General features: G+C 37.8%; 13 protein-coding genes and 4 tRNA genes. 8 read left to right on the top strand and 9 right to left on the bottom strand.

The window, feature by feature from the left end:
• The first annotated feature begins 198 nt into the window (after positions 1-198).
• Positions 199-1,398: a tyrosine--tRNA ligase gene (tyrS, locus tag H5089_RS06900; protein WP_007585427.1), complete on the top strand. Its 1,200-nt coding sequence runs from the start codon at positions 199-201 to the stop codon at positions 1,396-1,398.
• 64 nt (positions 1,399-1,462) lie between these two features.
• Here tyrS and H5089_RS06905 read toward each other — a convergent pair whose 3' ends face one another.
• The 4 genes from H5089_RS06905 to folE2 all read right to left on the bottom strand — a co-directional run bounded on the left by H5089_RS06905 (position 1,463) and on the right by folE2 (position 4,870).
• Positions 1,463-2,407 (bottom strand): regulatory signaling modulator protein AmpE, encoded by a 945-nt coding sequence (locus H5089_RS06905; RefSeq protein ID WP_182673998.1) that lies wholly within the window; start codon positions 2,405-2,407, stop codon positions 1,463-1,465.
• Positions 2,408-3,115 carry a 5'-methylthioadenosine/S-adenosylhomocysteine nucleosidase gene (gene mtnN / locus H5089_RS06910; protein WP_024597687.1) on the bottom strand — a complete coding sequence of 236 codons (708 nt, stop codon included), beginning with the start codon at positions 3,113-3,115 and terminating at the stop codon, positions 2,408-2,410.
• Positions 3,116-3,237: 122 nt separating this feature from the next.
• On the bottom strand, positions 3,238-3,834 hold the full coding sequence (locus H5089_RS06915; RefSeq protein WP_002962552.1) for a DUF2726 domain-containing protein: 597 nt from the start codon (positions 3,832-3,834) through the stop codon (positions 3,238-3,240).
• Positions 3,835-3,949: 115 nt separating this feature from the next.
• A complete protein-coding gene (folE2, locus tag H5089_RS06920; RefSeq protein WP_024605360.1) occupies positions 3,950-4,870 on the bottom strand; it encodes a GTP cyclohydrolase FolE2 in 921 nt (306 codons plus the stop codon).
• A gap of 231 nt (positions 4,871-5,101) precedes the next feature.
• Between folE2 and arcB the strand changes: the two genes are divergently transcribed.
• A complete protein-coding gene (gene arcB / locus H5089_RS06925) occupies positions 5,102-7,420 on the top strand; it encodes an aerobic respiration two-component sensor histidine kinase ArcB (RefSeq protein WP_039486381.1) in 2,319 nt (772 codons plus the stop codon).
• Between the two features lie 16 nt (positions 7,421-7,436).
• Here arcB and arcA read toward each other — a convergent pair whose 3' ends face one another.
• From arcA to trmB, 4 genes are all read right to left on the bottom strand, one after another.
• Positions 7,437-8,153, bottom strand: coding sequence for a two-component system response regulator ArcA (gene arcA / locus H5089_RS06930; RefSeq protein WP_002962549.1), 717 nt, complete (start codon positions 8,151-8,153; stop codon positions 7,437-7,439).
• 499 nt (positions 8,154-8,652) lie between these two features.
• On the bottom strand, positions 8,653-10,257 hold the full coding sequence (locus tag H5089_RS06935; protein ID WP_182671521.1) for a sensor histidine kinase: 1,605 nt from the start codon (positions 10,255-10,257) through the stop codon (positions 8,653-8,655).
• 151 nt (positions 10,258-10,408) lie between these two features.
• Positions 10,409-11,434: a 16S rRNA (guanine(1207)-N(2))-methyltransferase RsmC gene (rsmC, locus tag H5089_RS06940; protein WP_024605357.1), complete on the bottom strand. Its 1,026-nt coding sequence runs from the start codon at positions 11,432-11,434 to the stop codon at positions 10,409-10,411.
• Between the two features lie 62 nt (positions 11,435-11,496).
• A complete protein-coding gene (trmB, locus tag H5089_RS06945) occupies positions 11,497-12,222 on the bottom strand; it encodes a tRNA (guanosine(46)-N7)-methyltransferase TrmB (RefSeq protein WP_182711832.1) in 726 nt (241 codons plus the stop codon).
• 161 nt (positions 12,223-12,383) lie between these two features.
• Between trmB and mutY the strand changes: the two genes are divergently transcribed.
• Both mutY and H5089_RS06955 read left to right on the top strand, forming a co-directional pair.
• On the top strand, positions 12,384-13,445 hold the full coding sequence (mutY, locus tag H5089_RS06950; RefSeq protein ID WP_182711833.1) for an A/G-specific adenine glycosylase: 1,062 nt from the start codon (positions 12,384-12,386) through the stop codon (positions 13,443-13,445).
• 35 nt (positions 13,446-13,480) lie between these two features.
• Positions 13,481-13,753 (top strand): oxidative damage protection protein, encoded by a 273-nt coding sequence (locus H5089_RS06955; protein WP_002962543.1) that lies wholly within the window; start codon positions 13,481-13,483, stop codon positions 13,751-13,753.
• 48 nt (positions 13,754-13,801) lie between these two features.
• Here the strand turns inward: H5089_RS06955 and H5089_RS06960 are convergent, their stop codons facing one another.
• Entirely contained in the window at positions 13,802-16,579 is a 2,778-nt protein-coding gene (locus H5089_RS06960; protein WP_024597693.1) for a hybrid sensor histidine kinase/response regulator, read from the bottom strand.
• Between the two features lie 331 nt (positions 16,580-16,910).
• On the opposite strand from H5089_RS06960, the gene H5089_RS06965 reads away from it, so the two are divergent.
• The 4 genes from H5089_RS06965 (at position 16,911) to H5089_RS06980 (ending at position 17,393) form a co-directional block, all read left to right on the top strand.
• Positions 16,911-16,986 (top strand) — tRNA-Phe (locus H5089_RS06965).
• Between the two features lie 71 nt (positions 16,987-17,057).
• A tRNA-Thr gene (locus H5089_RS06970) sits at positions 17,058-17,133 on the top strand.
• Positions 17,134-17,184: 51 nt separating this feature from the next.
• Positions 17,185-17,260: transfer RNA gene (locus tag H5089_RS06975), tRNA-Phe, on the top strand.
• A gap of 57 nt (positions 17,261-17,317) precedes the next feature.
• A tRNA-Thr gene (locus H5089_RS06980) sits at positions 17,318-17,393 on the top strand.

Here is a 17,393-nt window from a genome sequence, read left to right on the forward strand (position 1 = left end):
AAGCCTTTTTTAACGCTCTACCTAGCTAAGACTCAATTGATTTAGTTTAGTTGCATGAATCACTTAAAAAGTTGTTTTAATTAGGTAGAAATTTGTTATGTTAGCTACATCTATTTATTCGGTTTAAACCTTTATTAAACCGTGACTACGCAAGTAACTAGTCGCCCCTTCGTCGGCAGAATTTTGGAGTAATACACAGTGGATTTACAAACCGCTCTAGCAGAGATAAAACGCGGTGCAGAAGAAATATTAATTGAAGACGAACTAGTTGAAAAACTAAAGTCGGGCAAGAAGCTAAAAATAAAAGCAGGCTTTGATCCTACAGCGCCTGATTTACACTTAGGACACACTGTACTAATTAATAAAATGAAAACCTTTCAGGATTTAGGTCATGAGGTTATTTTCTTAATTGGTGACTTTACTGGCATGATTGGTGACCCAACGGGGAAAAACGTAACGCGTAAACCACTTACTCGTGAAGACGTACTAGCCAATGCCGAAACATATAAAGAACAAGTATTCAAAATTCTAGATCCTGCTAAAACCACTGTTGCATTTAACTCTACTTGGATGGAAAAGTTAGGCGCTGCAGGCATGATTAAACTTGCTGCAAACCAAACCGTAGCACGTATGCTTGAACGTGATGACTTTAAAAAGCGTTATGGAAGCGGCCAACCAATTGCAATTCATGAGTTTTTATATCCACTGGTACAAGGTTGGGATTCGGTTGCACTAGAGTCAGATGTTGAACTAGGTGGTACTGATCAGCGCTTTAACTTGTTAATGGGCCGTGAGCTACAAAAAGTAGAAGGTCAAAAGCCGCAAACAGTATTAATGATGCCATTACTTGAAGGTACTGACGGCGTTCAAAAAATGTCTAAGTCGCTTGGTAACTACATTGGTATTACTGATGCACCTAACGATATGTTTGGTAAAATAATGTCAATTAGTGATGTGCTAATGTGGCGTTACTACGACTTATTAAGTGCGCTTTCTATTGAAGAAATTGCAGCTCAAAAAGAACGTGTTGAGCAAGGTACGAATCCGCGCGATATTAAAATTGAACTAGCTAAAGAGCTAATTGCTCGTTTTCATAGTGAAGCTGATGCACAAGGTGCACATGATGATTTTATTCAGCGTTTTCAGAAAAAAGCGTTACCAGATGAAATCCCAGAGCTAACAATCACTATTGCAGAAGATACTATTTTAATTGCTAACTTGCTTAAAGAAGCAAATTTAGTAGTAAGTACATCAGAAGCAATGCGTATGATTAAGCAAGGTGCAGTTAAACTTAACGGTGAAGATAAAATCACTGATACCAAACTTGAAATAGCAAAAGGCACAACGGCTATTTACCAAGTAGGTAAACGTAAGTTTGCAAATATTACTGTAGCTTAAGCACAGTTTAAAAACTAAAAAACCAGCCTCGGCTGGTTTTTTTTGTGCTCGTATTTTGAGCCCTTTAAATCAATTTTAATATTTCAATGCTGGCTATTACTAACAACCAAAATACACGGGCCTGATTTAACCTATTAATTATTACAGGTACATCCTCGGGTGTAGGTAGTCTATCAGTGCCAATACGCATTTTATTAAAGCGAGTACCTAAATAAACTGCAGGCCCGCCCAGCTGCACGCCAAGTGATGCAGAACATGTGCTTAAGAGCCAGCCTGTATTTGTTTGATAAAAATGCCTGCCATAATGCTTTATATAATGCATGCTTTGTTTGCTTGCTCGACTTGCTGCAATAGTTAAAGCGAGTAAGCGCATGGGAATATATTCAATAATAAACAAGAGTGTTTTAAGCGGCTTTAAAAAGTAACTATTTGGGGGGATATCACTACGCCAGGCTTGTTGTATTAAGGTAAGTAACCGATAGGCAAGGGCAGCAATAGGACCAAATGCTAAAAATATAAATATGACTACGAAATAGTATCGAGCGGTGCGCAGTATTAAGCTCTCAATTAATGCTTTGATAATACCAGCAGATGAAAGTCTATTAACTTCACGGGCAAGCAGTGGTTTTAGTAATTCGCGTGCTGTGGATTTTTGATTTTGTTTAGTTAGCTTTGCAATGCGAAGTGCTTTTTTATCAATGCTCTTACTTTCTAGGCATAAATATAAAATAAGGCCAGCGAGTAATTCAGGATAAAAAGCAAACTCGAGTAGTAACACTACAATAATGAGAATAACACTTAAAATAAGTGAGCTTGCGAGGATAGCTGCCAAATATTGATAGCTTTTAGGTTCTTTGCTTTTGTATATACGTTTGCCAATAGCACTAAAAACAGCATTTAACGCCGTATTAGGATGATACCAGCTAATAAGGGGAATAAAGCGCTCAGCAAGGAGCGCTAGTATAAAGGCAATAAAGTCCAAGTGATTTTGAACAATATTGCTAAGCATTTACAGAGATACTGCTGTAAGCTTTTCTAAAAGTGCAACAACCATTTTAGATGAGTTGATTGATGCTGTTTCTAGGTATTCTTCAAATGATTGTGGTGACTCTTTACCAGCAATATCAGACATTGAGCGAATTACAACAAATGGTGTGTTTAGCGTAAAACACGTTTGTGCAATTGAAGCGCCTTCCATTTCAACAGCAAGCATTGTAGGAAAATCACTACGTGCTTTATCAATGCGTATAGGGTCACACATAAATGTGTCACCAGTACAAATTAAGCCAACGAGTGTTTTAACATCACTGATTTGTTCGATAGTTTGCTGTGCTGCTTCAACTAATTTAGGGTGTGCTGCAAAGCCTGCCGGCATTTGTGGTACTTGGCCAATTTCGTAGCCAAAAGCAGTTACGTCTACATCGTGGTGACGTACTTCTGACGAAATTACTACATCGCCAACACTAAGAGAGGGATCGAATCCACCGGCTGAGCCTGTGTTAATTATGCAATCAGGTTTGAAGTTATCGATCAGTAAGGTAGTTGCAATAGTTGATGCGACTTTACCAATACCAGATTGAACAAGTGTCACCGTGTTACCAGCCAACTCGCCAGTATAAAAAGTGAAACCTGCTTTAGTTAAAATTTGTGGGTTTTGCATAGCTTCACGTAAAATTTTAACTTCTGGCTCCATTGCGCCAATAATACCAACATTCATAAAGTTTAATTCCTGAGTTTGAATCACTTGATTATACGTGAAGTTAGCAATAAAAAACAAAAAAGCGAGCTTGTTTATGAGCTCGCTTTAAATACTTTTTAGGAGAGTATTTAATTCGTTTTTTAAATTTCAGCTAACGCGGTGGTTTGCGCTTTAGCCTGAGAAGGTGAAAGTACCGCTGGCTTATGTGAGCGGTTACGAACAGGGCGCTGAGTTTGTGTTGCTGCAGGCTTACCAAGTTTAAACATAATTGCATCGCGTACTTCAGAAGGGCGGTAGCCCGATTTAACTTTCATACGAATATGTGGAATGCCCGCAGACTCTAGTGCACCGTTTACAAACCAGTCGCGTTGAGCTTTGTGGCCATCTTTGTTGGCATTGTTAACTAGGTCAACAGCAGCAATGATTGTTAGTTTTTCTTTATCGATTAATACAAAGTCGAGTTGCTTATTTTTAGCTTTAGCTAAAGCAGCACGTTTAGACTTTACTGAAAGGCCTTGCTTACAGTCAATAACGTCGATTAACTTAACGCGACTAACAATTTTATATTGATCGCCAACAGCACGCTCTAGAAGATTTAAAAAAGCGCCTTCAACCTGCGTAAAAACAGTTTGCTTGCGAGTAAAAGGATACGGGTTTCCGCCATCGTCATTAAATTTTGACGCAACAACAGAGGCCCCGACAACTAATACTAGGATTAATAATAAAGCGAATTCCATACGGTAACTCCATAACAACAAATTGACACTGCTCAAACAAAGCAATTTACGTGCCTAAAAAGTATGGGTTATAAAATAATTACCGGCTGGTTTACAAGCAATAGCTACACAGCGATTAAGCTTTGTAGCCTCCTTTAATACCTTTTACTGCAATAGCTACAGCATCGTGTGCATGCAGTGACTCATAGTGGTTTATTTGCAGCCAATAATCACTGTAATGGTTTGCCTCTAGCAATGCTTTAATTTTACGCGCTGCATCTTCACAAAACATAAGGTTTTGACCATTCAAACGGGCAAATTCTTGCTCATCTTCACGTTTTACTGCTGCTTGTACTGGTGTTTTAAGCTCAGCTTCAAGAGTGTTAATTAGCGTAACTACGTCAAATTCTTGAATGTTGCTATCAAGCTTTACTTTTACGTTGGCAATAGAGCGCTGCGAGTGGGGAGTAGCTACAATGCCTTGTGTAGTGCCTAGCCATTCGTGCACATCTTTTTGGCTTAACGTTTCTTGGTTAAACTTTTCGTTAAACGCGTTTTGTATAAGCTGGCGCGCAAGTGCAGCAGAGCATGGGCACGTTGAAGAATAAGTAACATCTACGGTTAGCTCGTAGCTAATAACGTTATTTTCAATTGTACTGGTAAGTACAACTGGGTAGCTTTTCCAGCCCGCTTTACCACTTAATAGTGACTTACGGCGTAGCGGTAATTCAAATTTAAATTCAATTTGTGCTTTATCGCTCAGCCCTTCGTGGCTAGTTATAAAGGTATCGAGTGCTTGCGCTATCGTTTGCGGATTGACTTGCTGCTCGGTTGAAAGCAGATCAAGTGCCAAAAATAGACGTGACATATGAATGCCTTTGGCATCTTCTTTATGTAAATTTACAAATGCACGCGCTTTGGCGTTTACTGTAACTGGAGATAAGTCTCGGGATTCAAAAATAAATGGCAGTTCTATTTCGCCCATGCCAACCCAGTCTAATTTACCTGTTTGTAAAGCGGGTGCAGTGTCTGCTATATCTGGCATATTGGTTTGCATGTGCGCTACTCGTATTTTGGGGATAATAAAGCGGGGCATTTTACACTAAATAATTTATTGCTGAAATGATGAGTTTAATAGATGAGCTAAATCAAACATGAAAAATTCTGTTTTTATCGCACAACGTGAGTAGTGGTAGGAGAAAAATGCTAAAATCTGGGAAAATGGTATGTTTATACATACGCATTGCCTTCTTTATATTAAGTACACAGCTAAGAGATAAAATTACGTATGACCGATTATTCTTTGAGCCCTTGGGCTCGGGTACTTTCCAGCTCAATAACGCGATTTGGTGAATTTAAAACCGCTGCTATTTGTTACACTTTATTTTTAACTGTATCTCTTATTTTATCGAGCATGTTTTATTATGTGGCGATAGGCGAATTACACCTGGTTGATATTTTAGCCGTGGTATTTTTTACGGCTGTGGTTTCTCCTTTAATTATAAGTGTGTTGCTTAATTCAATTCGACAACTAGATGCCTCATATGCTTATTTAGATAGCGCCACCAAACAAGAAAAGCTTTTAAATCAAACCCTAAAAGATAACATTAACCGTCTAAACATCGAAATTGATGAGCGTAAAATGGCATTTCATGCCAAGCACCGCGCTATCGAAGAACTACGACGAGAAATTGCTGAGCGTAAAAAAACACAACAAGAACTTGCTCAACAAAGCATGCTGCAGCGCTCAATAGTTGATTCATCTCCTGATTTATTTTATTACCGCGATAACAATGGCGTGTTTGCTGGTTGTAATAAAATGTTTGAAGAAGTAATGGGCAAATCAAGTAGCGAACTAATTGGCAAAACGGTTGAGCAGATATTTCCTAGCCACTTTTTATCTGAAGTTTTGAAAACCGATAAAGAAGTAGAGCAAAGCCATAAAGCACTAACCATTGATGTGGGTTATGAGGTAAATGGCGAAACGCGTTGGTTTGAGCTGCGTAAATTACCTTTTATAAATGATGAAGGTGATTACATTGGTCTACTGGGCTTTGGTCGTGATATCACAAGTCGTAAGGAGGCCGCTCAAGCGCTCGAAACGGCCTATAAAGACAAAGGTAAGTTTATTGCCACATTAAGCCATGAACTACGTACACCGCTCAATGGTATTGTTGGTTTAACACGAATGCTGCTTGATACTGACTTAAACAAACAGCAGCGTAGTTGGGGTAATACTATATTTTCGAGTGCTGAAACGCTCGGCAATATTTTTAACGATATTATTGATTTAGACAAAATAGATAGAGATCAGCTCGATATAGTGACCAACTCTATTAACGTATCAGACTTTATAAATGACGTTGTTAACTTTGCGGGCTTAATCGCGGAGCAAAAAGAGCTAGAGTTTGATATTAAGCGCAATGGGGTGCTGGATATTTACGCACAGCTCGACCCAACTCGCTTACGCCAAGTTGTTTGGAACTTAATTAATAACGCCGTTAAGTTTACACAGCAAGGAAAGGTAACACTTGAATGTAGCCGAGAAAACAGAGTTGAAGGCCCATGGTTAGTTATGAAAGTATCGGATACCGGCCAAGGTATTCCGCCAGAGCAGCTTGCTCATATATTTGATATGTACTACAAAGCGCCAGATTTAAAAGGGACTAACGCAATAGGTTCCGGTATTGGTTTGGCTGTAACTAAGGCACTTGTAAGTGCGATGAAAGGGATAATTACAGTAAATAGTACTGAGGGCGAAGGAAGTTGCTTTACAGTTCAAATACCGCTTAGTTTATGTGTAGCACCAACAGAGCAAAGTTATGTTGGTCGTGGCTTGTATATTTTACTAGTAGAAGATGTACCTCTAAATGCCGAAATTGCCACAAACTTATTAGAGCAACGCGGGCATGAGGTGTTGTGGGCTGAAACCGGTGAAGATGCACTCTCGTTTGTCGAAACCGAAGATGACTTAGATTTAGTATTACTTGATATGCAATTGCCTGATATAAATGGTGACGTAGTTGCCAAGCAAATACGCTCAGATAGTCATTTTGATAAACTACCTATTGTGGCACTTACGGCCAATGTTCGTAGTGCTGAAGAAGAGCTTGAAGGTATATCAATACAAGGGGCGCTTGCTAAACCAATTAACACAGTGAAGCTTGATAAAATGCTGGCTGATTTATTTGGAATTAAGCAAAGTGAATGCACAGAGCCACTGTTAAAAGTAAGTGAAGAAGCCCTTAAAGGCATTGATGCACACTTATTAGATATAGAAACAATAGAAGACTTTGTCAACTCAATGGGCTTAGTTGTGTTTAGACGCAGTAGTCAGCTATTCGAAAAACTAAGTCCACAATATCAGCAAGAGTTACTTACTTCATTAAATACTGGTGATAGAGAAGAATATGAATCAGTAGCGCATAAACTCAAAGGGGCGGCTGGCTCAGTAGGTCTTAATGATGTGCAGCTTCATGCCAAAATAATGGAACATGGTGCTATTGATGAATCTGATGAGGTGTTAAAGCAGTGGTTAGATATTCTGGCAGATAAAATAAATGAAGGACAGAAAGCCCTTCATTTATTTTTACAGCAATTAGAGTGAAACTAATTAGCTCTAATTAAGCGTCAATTTTACCAATGAAACGGTAACCTTCACCATGGATGGTGCTGATTAACTCAGACGTTGAGTTATCACTTTCAAAATGCTTACGAATGCGACGAATAGTAACGTCAACAGTACGGTCATTTGCGCGAAGCTCACGGCCTGTCATATGCTTAATTAATTGCTCACGGCTAAAAATGCGACCTGGAGAATCAAGCATTAAACGAAGTGCTCTGTACTCACCTTTAGGTAAACGCTTAGCGTCGCCATTTGGAGAAGTAAGACAACGGCTGTTTTCATCAAGTTCCCAACCATTAAACGTAATAACACCATTTGTTTCTAGTGCTGACTCTTCACCACCTAAGGCAGTACGAGTAATAAGGTTGCGAGCTCTGATCGTTAATTCACGCGGGTTGAATGGTTTAGTAACGTAGTCATCTGCGCCAATTTCAAGACCTAAAATACGGTCAACATCGTTGTCACGACCTGTTAGGAATATAAGACCTACTTTACGCTTTTGGCGTAATTCACGGGCTAAAATAAGACCGTTTTTACCAGGAAGGTTGATATCCATAACTACAAGATTAACGTCATCGTTATTTGTAAGCTTGTCATGCATATCATCGCCATCAATGGCTTCAATAACTTTGTACCCTTCAGCTTCAAATAAACTAACTAGGTTCAGTCGAGTTACGTCTTCATCTTCTACGATTAGAATGACTGGCGTTTGCATTATTAATTAACCTTTTGGAATATATTATTTATAAAAAATCGGTGACTAATTTATAACCGATTACTAGAGATTATAGGATTATACCCATTTGTTAACAAGGAAAAAACAAATTGGATAAAAATAAAACAGTAGGGTGTCCAAAGTCTACTAAAAAAGGGCAGTGCAAAAACTACTGTTTAATTGATATATACATGGATGTAGCTATTTGAATCATAAAGTCGAAGCCATTTTCCTTTGATAATTGACATATCATTCAATTAAACAAGGTACTTAAAATAATCAGACTAATTCAAAGCAAAACTATATCACTTTTTAACCTTTTAACCTTTCATCAATGTATGTGATACAGCAAAGATAAAAAAGTTCATAAATCGCTTGGTAATATTTATTTAAAGCAATTAAATAATGTTACGCACTTATCACATGCCTCATTAATGAGGTCATTAAATGCTAATTCAAGGATAAATTTTAAATATATGCACTTTTTAATGATCTTTATTTAAGGAATAGTAATTATAAAGCGAGCACCGCGTTTTTCTTCAAGATCAAACATCACTCTTCCGCCAAGTGCTTGTGTTACTAGGTTATAAACTAAGTGCATGCCTAAGCCACTTGCGCCTTGCCCGCGCTTTGAAGTTACGAATGGGTCAAAAATTCTATTTTTAATGTTTTTGTCAACGCCCTGACCATTGTCAGAATAAACGATTGTTAATTTTTTCCCGACGAGTTCTACGTCAAAGCGAATTTCATTGTTTTCTTTACCTATAAATCCATGAATTACAGAGTTCATAAGTAACTGCTGAAAAACTTGTTGTAGAGGTTCAGACTTACTATGAATAGCCAAGTCGGTCGGACAGTTGATAGTTACAACAGGCTTTTTGGGCAATAATTCAGATTGAATCGATGTTAAAACATCACTTATTAATTTGTGCACATTAATATAGGTATTTACACCGTCATCTTGAATAACCGCTACTTTTTTAAAGTTAGATATAAGGTCAGCTGCACGATTTAAATTGCGGTAAATTAAATCTAAGTTTTCAATACCTTCATCTATAAAGCGTTTTAGATGGCTTGAGGTAAGTTTTTTGTCATCAAAGCTTTGCTGTATGTCTGCTAGTTTATCTCTAAGTAACGTAGAACCGGTAATACCTAGCCCTATTGGTGTGTTAACTTCATGGGCAACACCTGCAACCATTTGCCCTAAAGATGCCATTTTTTCGTTTTCAACAATTTGTGTTTGGTATTGATGCATCCGCTCAAGAGTTGATAAAAGCTCTTGATTTGCCTCTCTAAGGGCGATTGTTCGTTGGTTTACTTTTTCTTCAAGGCTTAGGTTTAGTTGTTTGATTTCTTGCTTATCTTTTTCGTGGCGTTCAAGTTGTTTTTTTGTACGCGTAAGCATGATATTTAAACTATTTGAAAGAGCACTTATTTCTTTTACATCAGTTACTGGTGCGCGTGCATCGTAGTTATGATTTTTAGACACATCCTGCAATAACATGCTTAATTGCTCTATTGGCTTAGCTATACGTCGTTGAACTTTAATAGCAATAAAGTAAACAACCGCCAGAATTAATAATGTTAATAACACGTCTATTAATATTTTTCTCTCAATATAAACCTCTAAACTCTCGAGGCTTCCTCGCATATACACATAACCTACTACTTGTTCGTTATCGTAAATAGGGCGGGTTAGCTCAATATGGTCACTCGTAATTCGTGGTGTTTTTAGCTCTTCTACACTGTCTATTCTCAGTGGCACAGGAGGTGTTTTTTTAGCATTAAAGCTAATAAAGAAAACAGGCTTTTGGGATGCTTTTTCTATTGAGTAAATATGTATGTTTTTTACAAGAGGGATCTTTTCAAATGACTTGAGGCGTTTTTCTTCTGTTTTACGATCATCTTCAATTACCGATTGCCCAGCATCAAAAGCTACAATTTCAGAAAGAATAACAAGCTTATTAACTATTAATTGCTTTTGTTCTTTCACGCTTAAATACGTAGAGATAGAAATAGATAACGATAAGCAAATAGCTGTAATAAGCATGATCAAATTAATGAGTGCTTTTCGAATGCTACTTTGATGAACTTTTTTAGGCATTATTTCATTATCGCCTGAGTTAATTTTAATTATTTAGAGTTTTAGTTTAGCAAAGACGTGGAAAAATGAAGGAAAAAAACTAAATTAATTCTTATATTTATTCGAAAGTTAGCTTGAGCACGTTTGTGCTCAATCATTTTACAAATTTAAATTAGCTGCTATATACAGCAAATTTATTGTTCTTAAATACAGTTTGATAGCTTTCAAACTGAGTTTCTAAAATAGGCGGGTACTTTAAAAAGCTGTTAGCAACAATATTTAGCTTCCCTAATTTAGTTAAATGCTGTTTTGCATTAGCTAAAAATGTTTCTGCTACTGTGTAGTCGGTTGCAATACCAGTATGAAAAGGTGGATTGCTAATAATTAAATCAAACTTGCCATTAATGCTTTTAAGGCCGTCACTTAATATAGCCTCACCATTGATGTTGTTAAGCTTTAGGGTTTGCTGTGTTGCATAAGTTGCCAGCGCACTTACATCACTACACACAAACTCAAGTGCTGGATTATGAAGCCCTAAAAAAGTTGCTATTAAACCTGCGCCACAACCAAAGTCGAGAACTTTGCCTTGCTTAATTGTCGGTGCGTTTTCCAGTAGAACTTTCGTTCCTATATCTAAACTACCGTGATTAAACACTCCAGGAACACTAATAGCTGTAAATTCAGTGTCGGCAACATTAACAACAAACTTTTTATGGTAAGTCGTAATATCAAAGTGAGGGTGCTTAGAAATTTCAGCAAATGAGTAAAGAACGCAGTGCTTAGCTGAATCAATCTTGTTACTAAACTCAGCCTTACCAGCTAATTGCTTTTCAATTGACTTAACACCACTTTTGTTTTCACCTACTACTAATAGTTCGGCATCATCAGTAATAGCAGATCGAATATTATCAAGTGCCATTAATAACTCTGGTTTTGATTTAGGGTAGTAAAGAATAACTAAATCGTAGTCGTTACCAGGTATTGTGTGGCTTACATGAACATCAACATCTTTGGTGTTTTTAGCAAACTCTCCGTTAGCATGGTTGTAGCTAAACGCAGTTACTTTGCTTTGCGGATTAAGTCTTTTAAGCTCTGTTAAAAAGCCATCTTGAACAAAGTTGACCACCAAGATAGATTTTCCCGTTAGTGCCTCGCTATTACGAAGTAACAGTAAACTTGGGTTGGTTAGTACGCTCATAAATGGCTTTGCCTTACAGTATATTTAGTTTTATAAAAGTAAAAGTGAGTAATTAAATTTAATTATTCTGTGCGCTCAAACATTAAATCCCACACGCCATGACCTAGGCGATGTCCGCGCTGCTCAAACTTAGTAAGCGGGCGTAAATCTGGACGTGGAACATAATCATTTGTTTCTGATTGGTTTTTAAAACCAGGAGCTACATTCATTACTTCGAGCATGTGCTCTGCGTAGTTTTCCCAGTCTGTTGCCATATGAAAAACGCCACCCATTTTAAGTTGGGCTCTTAGCTTTTCAACAAACTCATTTTGTACAATACGGCGTTTGTGGTGACGCTTTTTATGCCAAGGGTCAGGGAAAAATAGTTGTAGTGTTGTTAAGCTTTCATTAGGTATGCAATCTGCAAGTACTTCAACTGCATCGTGTTCAAAAATACGTAAGTTGGTAATGCCTGCTTCATCGGCATCCATTAAACAAGCACCAACGCCAGGGCGATGTACTTCAATACCGATAAAGTTTAGGTGAGGGGCATTTGTTGCCATTTCGACAAGCGACTTACCCATACCAAAACCAATTTCTACTACTACATCGTTGTTGTTGCCAAAAACTTCGCTTAAATCAAGCATACCGTTTTTATGCTCTAGGCCCATTGTTGGCCAGCATTTTTCGATTGCAGCGGCTTGGCCTTTGGTTAATCGACCTTCGCGTTTTACAAAACTGCGAATGGTGCGGATGTATTTACCTTCTTGCTTAGCTTGCTCAAGGTTAGTGTTGCTTGATTCACTCATATTATTGGCCTGACAAAAACAATGTGTTTAAAAATGGTTGCATATTATCCCTGACCGAGGCCGCAATCACAAGTATTAGCTGGTTTTACACCCCGTATAGCTTGATCTTTTTGTTAACTGCAATAGACTGAGCCGCCATTGGGCATCAGTAAAAGTTAAAAATGTTGGATTTAAATAAAGAACAGTCACACTGGTTTTCTAATCAAGTTGTTGATTGGTATCACCTTCATGGGCGTAAAACACTCCCGTGGCAGCTAGGTAAAACACCTTATAAAGTGTGGGTGTCTGAAGTGATGCTGCAGCAAACCCAAGTTATTACTGTTATTCCATACTTTGAAAAGTTTATGCAAAGCTTTCCAGATATTATCGCTTTAGCTGATGCGGATGAAGACTTAGTTTTGCATCACTGGACTGGCTTAGGGTATTACGCTCGTGCGCGTAACTTACACAAAACAGCTAAAATAGTGCGTGACAAATACCAAGGTGAGTTTCCGAAAACACTCGATGAAGTAATGGATTTACCTGGAATAGGGCGCTCTACTGCAGGAGCTGTTTTATCATTGTCGCTTGGGCAGCATCACCCTATTTTAGATGGGAACGTGAAGCGAGTTTTAGCGCGCTATTTTATGATTGAGGGCTGGTACGGCGTTAAAAAGGTCGAAAACCAGCTTTGGCATTTATCAGAGCAGTTAACGCCTAAAGATAATGTTACTGAGTTTAATCAAGCTATGATGGATTTAGGGTCTAGCGTTTGCTCACGCAGCCGGTTTGATTGTGAGGCTTGCCCATTAAACTCAGGCTGTGGTGCTTTTAATGCAGGTAAAGTAAAAGAGTTTCCACATTCAAAACCAAAAAAAGCAGTTCCTAAAAAGAGTTGTCATCAGTTAATTATTCAGTGTGGTGATAAAGTGCTTATGGAAAAACGTCCTAACAGCGGTATTTGGGGCGGATTGTTTGGCTTTTTTGAATTTAATGAGTACGAAGAGCTTCAAATATTTTTAGCTCAGCAAGGCCTAGAGGCTAGTTTAGTAGAGCTTGAAGCGTTTATTCATGTGTTTTCACATTTTGAATTGAGGATTAACTCGCATGTGCTTAATGTTAAGAAAACTCCTGATGTGGTAAACGATAAGCAATTAATCTGGTATCCGCTTGATCAATCAATAGAGGTTGGCCTAGCAGCACCAACTAAAAAGTTGGTTAAACAAATTACAGCAATAGTATAGAATAGCCCCATATTTAGCGTTAGAGAGAATCAATCATGGCACGTACAGTATTTTGTCAAAAGTTACAAAAAGAAGCCGAAGGGCTTGGCTTTCAGTTATACCCTGGTGAAATTGGTGAAAAGATTTTTAATAACATCTCTAAAGAAGCGTGGGCTCAGTGGCAACATAAACAAACAATGCTTATTAACGAAAAGCATTTAAATATGATGGACCCAGAACACCGCACATTTTTAGAAGAGCAAATGGTTGGCTTTTTGTTTGAAAATAAAGATGTAGAAATTGAAGGTTATCGACCGCCTGAAAAGTAATGTTTTAAACATAAAAAAAGGGCTATTAAGCCCTTTTTTTATGTTTATTTATTCATTTAACTCATCTTCTTGCTCAGATATTTTAATTTGTTCCTTTAAAAATTGAGCAGCTTTAGAGTATTCAATTTCCAGCTTATCTCTTAACTCTATTAATTCATCGGTTGTGAGTTCACCTTCTTTACATTTATCTTCAAATGCACTTGAAAGTTCTGCCACCGTTTGGGCACCAATTGTCTTGGAGATCGATTTTAATTGATGACACCCTTCAATAATCTCATTTAAATCGTTAACCATAACGCCGGAATTAATACTCTTAATTAAGCCTTGGCTTTGTTCTAAATACATTTTGAAAAAACGAATTTGCTTAGCGTCATCACCGTTTACATATTTGGCAACAGCTTCCATATCAATAGGTAGTGCCATAGTTTGATGAATAACTACATTTGGGTTTTGGCTTTGTTTATCGCTCCAACGTTTTAGAGTTTCTTCTAACGCGTTTAGCTCTATAGGTTTGGTAATGAAGTCGTTAATACCTACTGCTAAACAGCGCTCTTTTTCGCCTTTAAGTGCGTTTGCTGTTACTGCAATAATGTAAGGCTGTGCATCAATCGATTCTAATAACTCTGCTTCATTACGGATTTTTTCGACCATATCGTAACCCGACATTTTAGGCATGTGTAAGTCGGTTAAAATAAGTGAGTAATCACCTTTTCTCCACATATCTAGACCTTCTTCACCGTTGTTAGCTATTTCAACGCCAAAGCCCAGTATATGTAGTTGATCGGTGAGGACTTGTTGGTTTAGAAGGTTATCTTCAACAAGTAGAACCAATTTGTTTGAATTACGTGCCTGCTCAACATTTAAATAGTTATTAAGTGTTTTGGTTTTTTTAATTTGCTTAGGTGTATGTAACCCTGCAGCCACCAATATAGAAAGCATAAAGTTAGATTTACATAGAGGAGAGGCATTAATATAAAAAATGTTTTTATGATTTATAGCTGCTTCATCAAGCTTACTTAGTACAACAACTTGTTGGTTATAATCCTCTAATGAATAAAATAAACGTCTTAGCAGCGCATTAGTTTTATCCATATTGTCTATGCCATCAGCTACCCAAATAATATCTTGTGAATGCTGGTGCTCTTCAATTTCTTCTTCTGTGTGTGCATAAATTATTTTAGCGCCCATGAACGATAAATAACGGTACATTGTTTTTTCACGTTCTAGGTGATTACTAACTACAACAATTTGCTTACCATTTAATGCACCTTTATGTGCGTACTTAATTTTACCCGATGTGCTAAACGGCAGCTCTACTGTAAACTCACTGCCAATTCCGGTATGACTAGTTACATGAATAGTACCTAGCATAAGCTCAGTTAAGCTTTTACAAATAGAAAGACCTAAACCGGTGCCACCATATTCTCGGGTAATTGAGTTTTCGGCCTGAATAAATGGATTAAATATTTCGCGAAGTTGCGTCTGCGACATGCCTTTACCGTTATCAGTTACGCAAAAGCGTAAGGTAAAGTGATCAGTTGTATTATGAACCACCTCTACTGATATTTTTACATGGCCTTGGGTTTTTTCATCAGTGCTAGTGAATTTAATTGCGTTGCTACATAGGTTATAAAGCACCTGACGTACACGCACACTATCACCGGTAAGGTTGACTGGAATATCTGGTGCTATTGCTAGTTCTAAATCAAGCTCACGTTTTTTAGCAACTGATGAGAGCACTCGAGCAACTTCTTCAATGGTATCGGTTACCGAAAATGGGATCGGGTCAATATTTAGCTTTCCAGCCTCAATTTTAGAAAAATCTAAGATATCATCCAAAATGCTCAATAACGAAAATGCTGATTCACGAATAATTGTACTTAAACGATGTTGAGCGCCATCAAGTTCGGTCTGGCGCAGTAAATCAATAGTGCCTATAACACCATTCATCGGTGTTCTTATTTCGTGGCTCATTGTGGCTAAAAAGGTCGTTTTGGTTTCGCTTGCTCGCTCTGCTTTTAATGTGGCTTGCTCAAGCGCTATAGTACGATTTTGCACTTCGGCTTCTAGGCCATTTTGTAATTTATAAAGCTCTTTTTGTGCGGCGTCATTCTCACTCATCGCAGTCTGTACTTTTTGTAGCAGTAAGTTAATGTTTTTTGCCACTACACCTAAACCAATATCAAGCTGCTCATCAACACTACTATTGTAATTAGCATTTTCGGTGATTGCCTGCAGCTCTTGTGTAAGAGTGTCAGTACTTTTTCGTAAGCGACTATTAATGTACATATTAAACATTAAAGTAAATATAAATAATGCAGCTACGCTTGCTATCGCAATAATGTAGGCAATAACTTGAGAGTTTTGAGCGCTTAAAGGAGCGGTTGGTAGGTTTTGCTTAATAATAAGCTCGCCAATAGGTTGATCGTTTAACAGCAGTAAGTGATGTAGGATGCCTTCTTCTACTAGATGCTTTTCAGTTTTAATTGAAGCGATAGCAGGTTTACTGCTGCTATATACCAACTGAGTATCTGATGTAGCATTGAAGCGATATAGAGTATATTCAAAGTCATCATCTAATAACGACGTTAAATCAAGTAACTGCCTTACTTTACCTTGGCCATACATAGTTAATGCATCAACCATAGGTAAGTCTAATCTATCGGCAAGCGTTACAATATTAACAGATGATGCAGGTTGGGCTGTCTTAACTTCAGTTTGTGAATAAAATGAGTGGGCAATAATAGCAAGCGCTGTTACTGCAATATTTATGATTAAAAAAAGAGGTAATAAGCCTTTGACTGGCGATGAAAATTTACTCTGCATTGATTGTTTCCAATTGAAGTGATTTTACTACGATAAGTCCCTATCGTACGTATCTAAGCTAATCGTAACATTTACAAAAAATAATTCACTACGGTTTTAGTCTGATTTATTTATATTTATAGTTCGATTTGTGGTAAAAATGAACGTTATTAATAAAAAACACACTGAGTTGTCTGAAAACCGTTCAAACAGTTATAAAGAATAAAAAAAAAGTTGACTTGTAAGGGCAAAACTCGTTTAATACGCCGCACGCCCAGATAGCTCAGTCGGTAGAGATGAGTGGGAATTGCATTAAAAATACTTTAAGATTTTTAATTAGCACTGTTTAAGTGCCTCGATAGCTCAGTTGGTAGAGCAGAGGATTGAAAATCCTCGTGTCCCTGGTTCGATTCCGGGTCGAGGCACCATTTATTAAAGTAGTGGTGTTTAATCAACAGTTTAAACATTATTACGCGTGCCTTAGCACACAGTTTTGTGTGCCGACTTAGCTCAGCTGGTAGAGCAACTGACTTGTAATCAGTAGGTCAACCGTTCGACTCGGTTAGTCGGCACCATTTATATAAAGTTAATTGTAAAGTATAACAATTAATTAGCACAGTTTATGTGCCTCGATAGCTCAGTCGGTAGAGCAGAGGATTGAAAATCCTCGTGTCCGTGGTTCGATTCCGCGTCGAGGCACCATTTACTTTAAGTTCTCAATCTTTAAAATTGAACGTGCCTTAGCACACAGTTTTGTGTGCCGACTTAGCTCAGCTGGTAGAGCAACTGACTTGTAATCAGTAGGTCAACCGTTCGACTCGGTTAGTCGGCACCA

Source organism: Pseudoalteromonas sp. SR45-1 (assembly GCF_014163655.1).
Taxonomy (GTDB): domain Bacteria; phylum Pseudomonadota; class Gammaproteobacteria; order Enterobacterales; family Alteromonadaceae; genus Pseudoalteromonas; species Pseudoalteromonas distincta.